9 protein-coding genes are annotated in these 14,484 nt (G+C 29.7%); all 9 read left to right on the top strand.

What is annotated here, in order from left to right:
• The first annotated feature begins 277 nt into the window (after positions 1-277).
• The 9 genes from murA (at position 278) to Q0H31_RS01880 (ending at position 14,192) form a co-directional block, all read left to right on the top strand.
• The gene (murA, locus tag Q0H31_RS01920) at positions 278-1,555 is read left to right on the top strand and encodes a UDP-N-acetylglucosamine 1-carboxyvinyltransferase (protein WP_295295428.1); all 1,278 of its coding nucleotides are present in this window, start codon (positions 278-280) and stop codon (positions 1,553-1,555) included.
• Between the two features lie 17 nt (positions 1,556-1,572).
• Entirely contained in the window at positions 1,573-2,421 is an 849-nt protein-coding gene (gene flgF / locus Q0H31_RS01915) for a flagellar basal-body rod protein FlgF (protein WP_295295426.1), read from the top strand.
• Between the two features lie 74 nt (positions 2,422-2,495).
• Positions 2,496-5,438 (top strand): methyl-accepting chemotaxis protein, encoded by a 2,943-nt coding sequence (locus Q0H31_RS01910; protein WP_295295424.1) that lies wholly within the window; start codon positions 2,496-2,498, stop codon positions 5,436-5,438.
• A 143-nt stretch (positions 5,439-5,581) separates the two neighbouring features.
• Positions 5,582-6,688, top strand: a complete 1,107-nt coding sequence (gene alr / locus Q0H31_RS01905; RefSeq protein WP_295295422.1) for an alanine racemase — start codon at positions 5,582-5,584, stop codon at positions 6,686-6,688.
• A 79-nt stretch (positions 6,689-6,767) separates the two neighbouring features.
• Positions 6,768-8,141 carry a sodium:alanine symporter family protein gene (locus Q0H31_RS01900; RefSeq protein ID WP_295295420.1) on the top strand — a complete coding sequence of 458 codons (1,374 nt, stop codon included), beginning with the start codon at positions 6,768-6,770 and terminating at the stop codon, positions 8,139-8,141.
• An 881-nt stretch (positions 8,142-9,022) separates the two neighbouring features.
• Positions 9,023-10,144, top strand: a complete 1,122-nt coding sequence (locus Q0H31_RS01895) for an alcohol acetyltransferase (RefSeq protein WP_295295418.1) — start codon at positions 9,023-9,025, stop codon at positions 10,142-10,144.
• A gap of 4 nt (positions 10,145-10,148) precedes the next feature.
• Positions 10,149-10,805: a DUF6320 domain-containing protein gene (locus tag Q0H31_RS01890; RefSeq protein WP_288550631.1), complete on the top strand. Its 657-nt coding sequence runs from the start codon at positions 10,149-10,151 to the stop codon at positions 10,803-10,805.
• A gap of 29 nt (positions 10,806-10,834) precedes the next feature.
• Entirely contained in the window at positions 10,835-11,716 is an 882-nt protein-coding gene (locus Q0H31_RS01885) for an alpha/beta hydrolase (protein WP_013244209.1), read from the top strand.
• A gap of 484 nt (positions 11,717-12,200) precedes the next feature.
• On the top strand, positions 12,201-14,192 hold the full coding sequence (locus Q0H31_RS01880) for an ATP-dependent helicase (RefSeq protein WP_295295413.1): 1,992 nt from the start codon (positions 12,201-12,203) through the stop codon (positions 14,190-14,192).
• Positions 14,193-14,484 lie beyond the last annotated feature (292 nt).

The raw sequence follows: 14,484 nt of genomic DNA, 5'->3' as shown, positions 1-14,484 counted from the left end.
AAATTATGATACACCTATGCTATACTTTAAGAAATTAAGGAATTCCTAACTGCAATATGTCTGGCTCCTGTGCAATGTAATAAAATATTTATAGTTGATTGATTAAGAGTTTAATAATTTTAAATAGTATTTTACATATAACTGTTTAATTATTACTCATAACAATGCAGAAAACTTATAAAATCTAATAACTTTAGTATACATAATAAAAAATTATTAAGCATTTTTGCATTATGCCGAAAAAATAAGATAGTATAATATAAAAACAGGGGGAAGAATGTTTAAATACACAATAGAAGGCTCTAAAAATATTAACGGAACTGTAAAAATTTCTGGTTCTAAAAATGCATCACTTCCTCTTTTGGTAGCTTCAATACTTACCGATGAACCTGTAACACTTCATAATGTGCCAGATTTGGTTGATGTGCAGGTATTAATAAATATATTGGAACCATTGGGAAAGAAAGTTGATTTTAAAAACAACACCACTGTGATAATATCACAAAACGGCAAAAGCGATGAAGCTCCATATAAACTAGTAAAAAAAATGAGAGGCTCTATTATAGTGCTTGGACCATTACTTGCAAAACGTAAACATTGTAAGGTTTCCTACCCCGGCGGCTGTGCTTTTGGTCCAAGACCTATAGATTTGCATCTGAAAGGAATGGAAGCATTAGGGGCTAAGATTGATATCACCGCCGGTTATATAGATGCCACTGTAAAAGACAATTTAGTAGGTGCAGATATAAACTTATCTGGAAAAAACGGTCCTACTGTTTTGGGTACAGATAATGTTATGATGGCTGCTACTTTGGCTAAAGGCACAACAATCATAAGAAATGCTGCAAGAGAGCCTGAATGTACTAACTTGGCAGAACTATTAAAAGCTATGGGAGCAAAAATCGAAGGAATAGGAACTTCTACTCTCACAATAGAAGGAGTTGATTATTTAAAAGGCGTAGAGTTTGAAGTAATACCAGATAGAATAGAAACAGGTACTTTTTTGGCAATGGCTGCTGCTGGAAGAGGAAAATTAAAATTAGAAAATACCAATCCTGAGCATTTAACTTATGTATTAGATTTACTCTCTTCTATAGGCTGCGATATAAAAACAACAAAATCAACTATAGAAATAGATGCTTCAAATAAAGAATTAAAACCTTTTGAAATAGAAACTCTTCCATATCCGGGCTTTCCAACAGATTTGCAGGCAATATTTACAACTTTAGCATGCACAATAAAAGGTTCAAGCAAGATAAAAGAGACTATTTACCCAGACAGATTCAGCAATGTACCAGAATTAATTCGTATGGGGGCAAATATAGAATTATATGAACCAAGCATCGTTGTCAATGGAGGCGGTAAACTTTCAGGTGCTGATGTACAGGCTAGCGATTTGCGTGCCGGTGCTGCATTAGTTATTGCAGGTGCTGTGGCAGAGGGCCTTACAGACCTTCACAGAATATACCATATAGAAAGAGGCTACGAAGACTTTGTAAGCAAATTAAATAAAATTAATATAAAAACAACAAAAGAAAATGATGATATATTATAAAAAAGGGGGATATATAAATGGTTAGAGGAGTTTATACAGGTGCAAGCGGAATGATAGCCGAACAATACAGACTTGATGTTGTGGCTAACAATTTGGCTAATGTAGATAAGCCGGGTTTTAAAAGAGATACTGCTACTTTCAAATCTTTCCCAGAGATGATGGCAGCAAGAACTGAAGATGACGGAGTTGTAATATTTCCTCTTGGTTCTACAGATATAAGACCTTATGTTGGAAGACTTGGCACTGGTGTAGAAGTAAATGAAGTTTTTACAGAGTGGGAACAAGGCTCTTTAAGAGAGACTGGCAATCAGCTTGATATAGCTTTGGGTGATAAAGGGTTTTTCGCCGTAGAAACACCTCATGGAGAAAGATATACAAGAAACGGAAGCTTTTTACTTGATAAAGATAATTATCTCGTTACAAAACATGGCTATAAAGTAATGGGCGAAAATGGATATATACAAATAAAAACTAATAACTTCAACATAGACGAAGAAGGAAGAATAAGCATTAACAGAAGATATCAAGACAACAATGATTTCGTTCAGTTTAATGATAATGAATGGGAAGATGAAGAAATACTTGATACTCTAAAAATAGTTCGTTTTGAAAATGAAAGATACCTAAAAAAAGAAGGAGATTCATTCTGGGTAGATACTAATATCAGCGGTCCTGCATACATAGCCCAAAAAGGTGTAGACAGACCAAAAGTATTATCAAGATTCTTAGAAATGAGCAACGTAAACCCTATAAATGAAATGGTTAGAATGATAGAAGTTCAGCGTGCTTATGAATTAAACTCAAAAACTATATCTACGCATGATACATTGATAGGAAGAGTAGTTAATGAGGTTGGAAGAGTGTAAATTAATATTTTGATAAAAATTGTACGATAATGTATAATAATATCTAAAATTATATAAAAGGAATGGATTATTGTATGGCTGTAGATAAATCTCAACAAAAAATTATTTTCTCCCTAAAAATGCAGCTTATTTTTACATATATAATAATAAATCTGCCTATATGGTACCTCATACTATACTTTTTTGTATACAGTCATAAGATTCCTTTCTTCGGCATTAAAATAGTAGCAGCCGTATTTTCTGCAGTATCAATACTAAAATACTTCGATATATGGAGAAATGGATTAAATATACAAATAGCCAGAAAAACTATAAGACTCTTTACAGCAACTTCTATAATTAGCTCATTGTTAGAAATAGTATTATACAATATACTAAATAAAGATGTTTTCGTATACACATCTATTATAGCTATGATTGCATGTTTGCTTATAAACGGCGGTGCTGTTTCTTTAACCCTGCTTTCATTCAAAATAGCTACTCTTAAATTAGACTTAGAAACTAATATTAATATATTCTATATTCCAATTATAACTAAGATTCTATATACTATTTATTTCTTTTTCTTTTCTGTTGTATTAGTATTCCTAATCTATTCAATCAATGTAAATGAAAACTTATATATAAATAACTATGTTAATACAACATTAAATGAAATAATAAAAATAGATGATAATATATATTCATTAAACAATAACATAAAAAATGATTTAAATATTTATAATAGAGTCATTAATAATATTTATTCAAATAGATATACTCAAAACAGAAACATTTTAAAAACAGAAATAGAAAGCAGATTATCATACATAGATAGAATATCAAGAAACAATTACAAATCAATTTATATAAACATAGACAGAGAATTTTTAGATTCAAACCTCCCATATTCAATAAGTATAACTAAAAATATATCATCTAACAGCAATGTATATACAGTGAGAGCAGCAGATAGTTTAACTACACACCCCATATTAGAAAATAATGCTATAAGAAGAGATTTTTATACTTTGATAATAGCCAATGATAGAAATAATATTAATATATCTGCTCACTACCCAATAACTTTAAATGATATTCAAGCCGGATATATAATATCAGATATAGACATAAATAACTATTACACAAATATGATAACAAATACTTATCTCTCAGATTTATCATATGTATATTATGATTTTAATACAAAAGAGATACTATTAAGTTCAGAATCAGGAGATAAATTAGAAAATGCTAATTTAATATTGAGAAGAAAATCTGCTGACTTAATGAAGTATATTAATAATTTTGAAAATCAATTAAACAATAAATATTTCTATGTTCCTCCTATACTTAATATAAACGGCAGCAGAAATATGGTTATTATGTATTATATGAAAGATTTAGACATTGTAGCCGTATACTATAAAGACCTTACAAGTATAATAAAAAGTTCTGCCATAGAAAGGGATATATCAATAATATTATCTATAGTTATAGTAATATTCTTAGTAGTTTCTGGTACTTATTTATATATTATAAGGCAATTATTCAAGCCTATAGATTCAGCTACAGAATCTGCTAAAGGTCTTATAGGCGGTAAAGGTGATTTAAGAAAGAGAATATATTCTAAAAACAATGATGAAATCGGAGTATTAGTATATAATTTTAACTTATTTCTTAATGGATTAGATAACATTATAGGAAACTTAAAAACAGAAAGTAATAATGTATTTAATGAAATAAAATTGATAGACAGGGCAATAGAATCTAATGCCCAAATGGTAAATGACCAGAGTGCAAGTATTACTCAAAATATAGCAAGCGTAAATAATATTATTAATTCTATTAAAAATGTTACAAACTCTTCAGAGCAGCAGAAACATGCATTCTCATCTGCTTCTATTGCTGTAGAGGAATTATTACAGACAATTTATAAAATAAGCGATAACATGGAAAAACAAGCCTCTGCCGTAGAGCAAACATCTTCTTCTATAGAAGAGATGATTTCAAACATCACAAGTGTGGCAAAGAGTATTAGTAAGGCTCACTCATTCTCAAAAAAACTGCTTATAGATGCCCATGACGGAGGAGACATGGTAGATGAAGTGATAGAGGCTGTTAGAGGTATTGAGGAAAGTTCAGACCAAATTAAAGAGATAGTTAACGTTATTCAAGGCATAGCTGAGCAAACCAACCTCTTGGCTATGAATGCAGCTATTGAGGCAGCACATGCCGGCGAACAAGGTAGAGGCTTCTCTGTAGTTGCTGATGAGATTAGACTGCTTGCAGAACATACTGCAGATAACACAAAAACTATCACAAACATCATTAAAACTATTACTAAAAGAATAGATGAAACCGTTGAACTTGCAAATAACAGCGGAAAATCCTTGGAAAATATACTTGATATGTCTGAAAACACTTCGAGGGTTGTTTCCGAAATTAATACTGCAAACAGCGAACTTGAAATAGGCGGCCGAGATATACTTGAAACTATCAAACACTTAAATAACATTACTATGGGCGTTAAAGAAAATGTACGAGAGCAGATTAACAGCGGTGATGTGGTAGACAGCCAAATTACTTTATTAGACCAGATTAACAAAGAGGTGGCAGAGATTATTCAAGCTAATAGTGTTGGTGCTGCTGAAGTTGTAAGCACTATGGCTTTCTTAAATGAATTATCTGTAAAAACTGCTAAGAGTAATCATGAATTCTTTATGGTTACAAGTAAATTGAGTGAAAGCTTTAATAAATTCCAATCTCTTATGTCTGGATTTATTACAAATGTTGATGATGTGAAAAATGAAAAACCTGATGATATAATACTTAATTTAGATACAACTGATGAAGAAGAATTAAATACTAATGATATAGATATTAGTAAAATAACTGAAACAGAAAATAAAATAGATACGGAAATAAAAGAATTAGAAAAAGAATTATCAAGCAGTGAAAATGATAATTTTACTAAAGATGATAAAGTTCTTGAAACATTGAAAGAAGATTTTAAAAACCCTGATATGTTTTATTAATATATAAAAAATTATATTTTAATCTTTATCTGAAAATTAACAATATAATTAATAATACTATACTTCATAGTAATACTAATTACAGTATTGACAATAATAAAGTAAAAATGTATACTAAAATTCAGATATGCTTAGGAGATAAGATGTCTTTATGCAATATAGCGGAAATAGATTTAAAAGCATTAGAAAATAATATAAAAATAATTCGTTCTATGACAGGAAAAACTAAATTACTCGCTGTAGTAAAAGCCAATGCTTATGGTCATGGAATTGTAGAAATATCTAAAGAGTTAGAAAAATTAAATGTGGATGCACTCGGAGTTGCTACTGTAGAAGAGGGTGTAAAGATAAGAGAAGCTAAAAACAAAAAACCAATCGTTGTTTTGTTTCAGCATTTTAGAGACGAATCAGAATATATTTGTAAATATGATTTAACGCCGATTATAAGCAATGCTGAATGTTTAGATGATTATGACAAGTTTTTAAAAAAGCATGATAAAAAGTTAAAACTCTATATTAAAGTAGATACAGGTCTAAACAGAATGGGAGCAAAGCCAAAAGATGTATTAAACTTAGCAAAAAAAGTTTCATCATATAATACTTTAGAGATAGAAGGCATTAACACTCATTATGCTGCTTCAGATATGTTTGATGATGCTTCAAAAGAGTTTACAGAAAATCAAATAAAAGTTTTTAGTGATGTTTTAAATGAATTAAAAACAAACGGCATAAAAATAAATAATGCTCATACTGCTAATTCTGCAGCGTTGCTTTATTATAAAAATGCATATTTTGATATGGTTAGGGCTGGAATAGTGGTTTATGGTTATACAGAGAAGCTGCGTGACTTTGGATTTAAGCCTATACTTAATTTAAAATCTAAAGTTATATTAATTAGAAAAATAAAGAAGAATGAAACTGTTTCTTATGGTATGACTTGGAAGGCTGATAAAGATACTAATATAGCTGTAATACCTATAGGATATGGTGATGGAATATCAAGAAGGCTTTCTAATAATTGGGAAGTAAAAATAAACGGCAAATATTATCCTATAGTAGGAAAGATATGCATGGATATTATGATGGCAGATATAGGAAATAATGATAATATAAAAGAGGAAGATGAAGTTTTAATATTTGGCGATGATGAGAGGCTTAATGCTAATACTATGGCAAAAAAAATAGATACTATAAGTCATGAAGTATTGGTACGTATTGGTGAGAGAGTTAAGAGAGTTTATAAAGATTAAAAAAATCTTTTAAATAAAAAAAATATTTTTTAAGGAGTACATCAAAATTTAAATAAACTACATAAAAAAGGAGATTATTATGGTTGATATGATAGAAAAAATCAACGGCATTATCAATGGTTTTGTATGGGGACCTATAATGCTCACCCTATTGGTTGGAACTGGTATATTTTTAAGTATTAGAACTGGTTTCTTGCAAATTACACAAATACCTTTATGGGTAAAACATACTTTTGGTTCTTTAGCAAAAAAACAAGATGCTGATGATAATATTACCCCTTTTCAAGCAGTGAGTACTGCATTAGCAAGCACAGTTGGTACTGGAAACATTGCTGGAGTTACTACTGCAATAGTGGCAGGAGGACCCGGAGCTTTATTTTGGATGTGGTTTGCTGCTTTTTTTGGAATGGTTACAAAATATTCTGAGGTTATATTAGCTGTTCATTACAGAGTTAAAGATGATCAAGGTCATCACCATGGAGGACCTATGTATTATATATCTAAAGGTGCTAATTTACCTTGGCTTGGCAGTATATTTGCTGCTTTTGCTGCTTTGGCTTGTTTTGGTGCTGGAAACATGACTCAGACTAATGCTATGGCGGCTGTTGTTTATCAAAATTTTGGAGTACCTAAAATTATTACCGGTATTGTTGTTGTTGCTTTAACTGCTGTTATAATAATCGGCGGAATTAGAAGAATTGCTACTGTTACAGAAAAACTTGTTCCTGTTATGTGTGTTATATATTTGGTTGCTGGAATAATTATTTTGGCTTTAAATTTGGATAAAATACCTCATGCTTTTCAAAGAGTATTCTCTGAAGCATTTAATTTGAAACAAGTTGGTGCTGGTTTCATGGGTTATTCTATAATGATAGCTATGAAGTTTGGTTTTGCAAGAGGTGTATTTTCAAACGAGGCTGGTTTAGGTACTGCTCCTATGGCTCATGGTGCCAGCAACTCTAAAAACCCTATAGAGCAAGGTTTATGGGGTATATTTGAAGTGCTTATAGATACTTTCTTTGTTTGTACTTTAACAGGTCTTATGGCTATTATGTTCTTAGAGGCTAATCAAGGTACTAAATTAAACGGTGCTGAATTAATATCTGCCTCTTTTGGTGCTAACTTAGGACATGCCGGCTCTATAATACTTACTGTATCATTAATATTATTCGCTTTCTCAACTTTTGTTGGTTGGTCGCATTATGGTGTTGTTGCTTTAGGTTATCTCACTAAAAGAAATAAAATAGCTTCTTATGCTTATAGAATTATATTTTTAATTATTGGTATAATTGGTGCCGTTGCTCAATTAGATTTAATATGGTCTATAGCAGACACTTTGAATGGTCTTATGGCTATACCAAACTTAATAGGGCTTTTAATTTTATCTCCAAAAGTAGCTAAACTAACAAGAGATTATTTACAGGACCCTACTTCAACAATTATGAAAGACTAAAAATAATAAAGCACTCGCTTAAAAAAGCGGGTGTTTTTTATTTGCAGAAGAGTTAAAATGTTTGCACTTTCGCGAAGCGTGGGCGAAGAGCGAAAACTTTGACGAAGTCCGCAAAGCGACTGAAAGAAGTGCCTGTGGTGCGACTGAAAGGAGTCTCCTTCAGGGCGACTGAAGGAAGTACCTGCGAAGGCAGGAAAAAGTTGAATAAAAAAATAATATAACAAAATATACTTATTTCAGAATATACTGAAAATTTTTAACTTTTTTATTTTTATTATTTGCAGGGCTTTGCCCCGCACCCAACTTCTTTTGCGACCGAAGGAAGTGCCTGTGGTGCAGCCGCAAAGAAGCAAAAAGGCTGCATTGTTTAGCTTAAAATGTTGGCATTACAATATAGTTTATACATATTCAAAAACATACAAAGCTATAGTATTTGCACTTTTTGGTTCTTTTGACGAAGTCTGCACCGCGACTGAAAGGAGTCCTTCAGGGCGACCGAAAGAAGTGCCTGCGACCGTAGGAAGTACTTTTAGGTATGGGTGCGAGCGGCGGGAAAAAGAACAACAAAATTTACAAATCTATATGAATAATAAGTGTAATTAGTACCCATAAATAATTAAATAAAAAGAACTATAGTGGTTAAAACAACTCTTTTTTTATAAATTTAATTATTGCAAAATAGAATAAATAATTTAATATTATATTATAAAATTATCAATTCTATAATTGAGTATAAAAATGAAAGAATTATACAAATTAGATAATGCCGCAAAACTTTTTGTATCTATAAAAAATAAAAAAACATTCCCATATTCAGAGTATCAGCTATATTAAAAGATAAAATAAATGAAGCAATACTTCAAAATGCCTTAGACATCACAATGAAAAGATTTCCAACATTTGCCCTATCTATAAAAAAAGGTCTATTTTGGAATTACTTTGAAGAAAATAATAGAAAACTATTAGTTGAAGAAGAAAAATATTATCCTTGCTACAATATAAATTATAAACTTAATAATGGTTATTTAGTTAGAGTGGTTTATTATCAATATAAAATATCTGTAGAAGTTTTTCACTCTCTTGCAGATGCCACAGCTTTAATAAGTTTTTTAAAATCTCTGCTTTATCATTATCTAACATTATCAGGAAAACAAATTAACGACCCTAATGAAGATGTATTTAAAGACAGCATACATACAACTCGCGACTATGATGACAGTTTTAAAATGCACACACAAAATAAAAAGACAACAACAAAAGAAAAGAAAATTAAAAATGTTTATTTAATAAAAGGCAAACCATTAAAAATATACGGAAACAATGTTGTTCATGGAATTGTTAGTGTGGAAAATATTAAAAAAGAAAGCAAAAAATATAATGTTACTATCACAGCATATATTGTTTCGCTTTTAGCATATTCTATATATGAAGCTAAAATAAAAAATAGATTAGACGGTAAAAATATAGTGGTATGCATTCCTGTTAATTTAAGAACAATATTTCCATCAATATCTTTAAAAAACTTTTTTGGTGTAATTAATATAAAAATAAATACTTCTAATGAACTAACCTTTAATGATATTATAAAAATAGTTTCTAATGAAATGAAAGAAAAACTTCAAAAAGAAAAATTAGAAAACTTTATCTATCAAAACACAAAATTAGAAAACAATGTGTTAACAAAATTTATTCCATTATTTATAAAAAACTTTGTGGTGAATTTAGATTTTGAGCTATTTGAAGATAAATTAAAAACTCTCACATTATCAAACTTTGGAAATATTATTCTTCCACAAGACATGAAAGAATATATTAATCATTTTGAGGCTGTGGTTTATAATACAATAAATAGTCCATTAAATGTAGGCTTATGCAGTTTTGATGATAAATTATCTATTACATTCAATAGAACAATTATAGAAACAGATATTATAAAACACTTCTTTCAAAATATTTCAAAAGTTACAAAAACAGAAATTTATTCTAATGATTTTGGAGTGTAAAAAAATGCCTTATTGCAATAATTGTAAATTAGAAATAAAAGCAAACAAATGCCCATTATGTTTTAGTGAAGTAGAAAATAAAAATACATATAATGAAGAGTATCCTTCATATGATTGGTATTATAAAAAAATAAAAAAAGTTAATGCTAAAAAGATAGTTTCTTTAGTTGCTGTAAGTGCTATCATCATTATAATGCTTGTTAATATATCAACTTCTTCAAAATATAATTGGGCTATGATATCTATAGTGTCTGTTGCCTCTGCATATTTTACCTATATATGTTTTACAGCTTCAATATTTTATTTGAGGCAAAAATTATTAATAGAGTTTTTGATACTTCTTCCTTTAGTGATAATAATAGATATATTCAGCGGTTTTTATAAATGGTCTTTTAATTATGTGATGCCTTTTTTATCTCTTGGATTAAATGTTTCTATGCTCATAATAGCAATTATAGACCATAAATATTTTAATGAATATGTTTCTTATATAATTTCTGCTGCTTTTATATCTATATTAATGATTATTTTACCTCTATTTAATTTTCTATATTGGAGTAGTTTGGCTGCTTTTGGGTCTGGTATAATTGTTATTCTTACTATGATTATACTATTTAGAAATGAGTTTATTTTATCTTTGAAAAAAATTTTTAATGCATAAAAAAATATTATAAATATTAGGAGTTTTTTATGAATAATAAAATAAAAAAGACAAAAAAAAATAAAAACTTAATAAAAGAATATTTATCATATCCTGTAATGGCTATTAATTTTATTAAGGCAGATAAAAAAATTAAGCCAACTAAATTTAAATACGACAAGAACAAAAGACAATATATTTTATATTTCCCAGCACAATTAAAAGAAAATGAAAAGCCAAAAAAACAATTAATAGTATATATACATGGAGGCGGTTGGAGAGAGGGAAGTGCTGATTTATATAGATTCGTTGGAAGAAGATTTGCTAAAGAAGGTTTTAATGCAATATTATTAGGTTATAGATTAAGCAAAAAAGCTAAATACCCAGCTCAAATAGAAGATGTATTTAATGGATTTAATAAGGCACTTTCTATATTAAAAGAAAAAAATATAGATTATTCTGATATAGTTGTTGTAGGCTCATCTGCAGGTGCTCATTTGGGAGCTTTACTTGTTTATAATAAAGATATGCAAAAAAAGTATAATGTTGATATAAATAATTTTAAAGGATATATTTCATTAGGAGGTCCAACAGATTTAAATGTATGCACCAATGAAATTATCACACCTATGCTCAATCAGCTTTTTGAATGGAATTATAACAGAGATTTGGCAAACCCTTATAACTATATAGATGGAAGCGAAAAAAATAAAGTGTTATGCATACACTCAGGATTAGACCCTATTTGCGATGTACAAAACTCAATCAATTTTTCAAACAAAGTTAATAGCTTTAATGATGGCTTGGCTAAATGTATTGTATTTGAAAACAAAGAGATTTATCATAACAATTTAGTTAATGGAATATTTTTTGAGACTATGGACAGCAACAATATAATGGACGAAGTTTTTAAGTGGATTGAAACATTGTAATATATAAAATTATATTTTATCAATATTTATTTAATTTATAGTTCTTTTCCGCCTTACGCGGTACGGACTTCGTCAAAGTTTTTACCCTCCGGGTACGCTTTGCGAAAAGTGCAAGTGTTTTAGCTTTATAAATGTCATATTTTTATATATAAGGAATATGTATTAAATATAACGTAATACCTAAATCTGAGCTAAAAAATGCAGTTCTTCGCGAAGCGTATCCAAAGGATATAAGGTTCTTTTATACCAATACCGAAGGTACTTCCTTCGGTCGCACCAAGTAGGTGCCTATCGGCAAAAAAAGTGGGGGTGCTATCCTAAGGGCACGCTTCGCAGGGGCAAAGCCACCACAAACAATAAAATTTAAAAACCTAATAAATTTTAATATATACTATTTTCTAATCAATAAGCACTATGCTTGTATATATTTCGTTATAATATATAATAAATTTCCAACTTATAAATAAAGGTTTTTTTATTTTTTATGGCATTAATGTTAAATGAAGAGCAAAAAAAAGCTGTAGAGCATATTAACGGCCCCATGCTGGCATTGGCTGGAGCAGGAAGCGGTAAGACTAGAGTAATTACAGAGAGAATTGCATACTTAATAAAAAATGGAATAGAGCCTAATAATATACTTGCTGTTACTTTTACAAATAAAGCTGCTAATGAAATGCGTGAGAGAATAACTGCTTTGCTTAAAGAAAAACCTAAACAATTAGTAATTAGCTCTTTTCATTCTTTTTGCGTGAGGGTGCTTAAGCTTGATATAGACAGACTCGGATACAAAAAAAACTTTAGTATATACTCTTCTTCAGACAGCAGAACTCTTATAAGAAATATTTTAAGAGAGGTTAAAGTAAATACTCTTAATTATGATGAAAACCTTTTTGCTTGGTATATAGACAGATACAAAAATAATTTAATAAAGCCAAATGAAGTAGTGCCTCATGATGATTTGGAGAAGATTGCTAAAAGAGTTTATGAGGTTTATCAGAATTATTTGAAAGGCTATAATGCTGTTGATTTTAATGACCTTATTAATTTAACTATTGATTTATATATTCATTTTCCTGATGTGTTGGATAAGTATCAAGAGAGATTTAAATATATTATGGTTGATGAATATCAAGACACCAACTTAGCACAGTATAAACTCACAAGTCTTTTAGCTTCAAAATATAAAAATATAGTTGTTGTGGGTGATGATGACCAAAGTATATACGCTTTTAGAGGGGCTGATGTATCAAATATACTTTCTTTTGAAAACGAATATCCAGAAGCTAAAATAATCACATTAAACAAAAATTATAGAAGCACTAAAGCGATACTTGAAGCGGCACATGCTGTAATAAGCAATAATACACAAAGAAAGGCAAAAGAGGTTGTTGCTGTTAATGATGAAGGTATACCACCTGTTATTATGCCTTGCGAAGATGAAAGAGATGAAGCACAGTTTATAGCAGAGAATATTACACAAACTGCAATAAGCAAAAATTTAAACTACGAAAGTTTTGCTATACTTTTTAGAATGAACTCTCAGTCGCGTATTTTTGAAGAGGCTTTGAGGTTTAGAGGCATTCCATATACTGTAGTTGGTGCTTTTCAGTTTTATGAAAGAAAAGAGATTAAAGATATACTTGCTTATTTAAACTTGTTTGTTAATCCTGAAGATGAGGTTTCTCTTTTAAGAGTTATTAATATACCAAAAAGAGGAATTGGTGCCGTTGCAATTAATAATCTCAATGAAATAAGCATAAAAAACGGCGTGTCATTATATCAAACATTGCTTGACTATGAGAATATAGATGATATACCTCCAAAGGCAAAAACAGGCATAAAAGATTTCTTGGATATTATTCATCATTATAATGAAGTCTTTACAGTTGATAAAAACACATTAGAAAAACCAAAACTCTATGAAAACATTAATAAGTTTTTAGACACAATTGCATATCATAATGAAGTATTAAACTCAAGCGATACAAAAGAGCAGGGAAGCAAAAAGATAGAAAACATTGAATCTCTAATGAATGGTATAGCTGAATATGAGAAAGGAAATAAAAACGCCACTCTAAAAAATTATTTGGACAGAATACTTTTAATGAGCATAGAGGAAAATAATGAAGAAGAGAAAAAGAAAGGCGTAATGCTTATGAGTATACATGCTGCAAAGGGTTTAGAGTTTCCTTATGTTTATATATGCGGTATGGAAGACGGCATACTTCCGCATCATAAAAGTTCATCAGATAGAGAGATAGAAGAAGAGAGAAGACTTTGTTATGTTGCTATGACAAGAGCAAAAAAGCACCTCACATTAACATACTGCATGAAAAGAAAAAAGCAGGGAAGAGATGTGGAATGCACTCCGTCAATATTTTTGGAGGAAATGAGAAAAGGCCTCCCAGAAGATATGGCAATGGACGAAGAAGAGTTTTTCTCAAACCTCAAAGCAACATTGAAGAGAGATTCTTAAGCAATTTTATTATGTATTAAAGATTTTTAAGTATTTTGTTAAATACCATTATACTAATTAATAATTTATATTACATATAAATTATTATGGGTTACTATCATTTTTTACTTGTACTTTTTGCAACTTTTTGCTACGGGAAAAAGTTGAATAAAACCTTAAATTACAAAATTAATTTTTTTATTGTTATCGGGGGCTAGCCCCCGAACCCCTACTTCTTTTGTTGCCACAAAGAAGCAAAAAGGCTGCATTTTATCATCAATATCTTTTAATATAATCTAGTATTATTATTTGC

Origin of the sequence: uncultured Brachyspira sp. (genome assembly GCF_934747485.1) — a bacterium.
Lineage (GTDB): Bacteria > Spirochaetota > Brachyspiria > Brachyspirales > Brachyspiraceae > Brachyspira.
Note: the sequence above shows the minus strand (reverse complement) of the source record. Positions and strands in the feature narration are given on the sequence as shown.

What these genes read in the sequence shown, in the direction of transcription:
- Q0H31_RS01910 (WP_295295424.1), top strand. Translation starts at nt 2,496, where the DNA reads ATGGCTGTAGATAAATCTCAACAAAAAATTATTTTCTCCCTAAAAATG.
- alr (WP_295295422.1), top strand. Translation starts at nt 5,582, where the DNA reads ATGTCTTTATGCAATATAGCGGAAATAGATTTAAAAGCATTAGAAAAT.
- Q0H31_RS01885 (WP_013244209.1), top strand. Translation starts at nt 10,835, where the DNA reads ATGAATAATAAAATAAAAAAGACAAAAAAAAATAAAAACTTAATAAAA.
- flgF (WP_295295426.1), top strand. Translation starts at nt 1,573, where the DNA reads ATGGTTAGAGGAGTTTATACAGGTGCAAGCGGAATGATAGCCGAACAA.
- Q0H31_RS01890 (WP_288550631.1), top strand. Translation starts at nt 10,149, where the DNA reads ATGCCTTATTGCAATAATTGTAAATTAGAAATAAAAGCAAACAAATGC.
- Q0H31_RS01880 (WP_295295413.1), top strand. Translation starts at nt 12,201, where the DNA reads ATGGCATTAATGTTAAATGAAGAGCAAAAAAAAGCTGTAGAGCATATT.
- murA (WP_295295428.1), top strand. Translation starts at nt 278, where the DNA reads ATGTTTAAATACACAATAGAAGGCTCTAAAAATATTAACGGAACTGTA.
- Q0H31_RS01900 (WP_295295420.1), top strand. Translation starts at nt 6,768, where the DNA reads ATGGTTGATATGATAGAAAAAATCAACGGCATTATCAATGGTTTTGTA.
- Q0H31_RS01895 (WP_295295418.1), top strand. Translation starts at nt 9,023, where the DNA reads ATGAAAAGATTTCCAACATTTGCCCTATCTATAAAAAAAGGTCTATTT.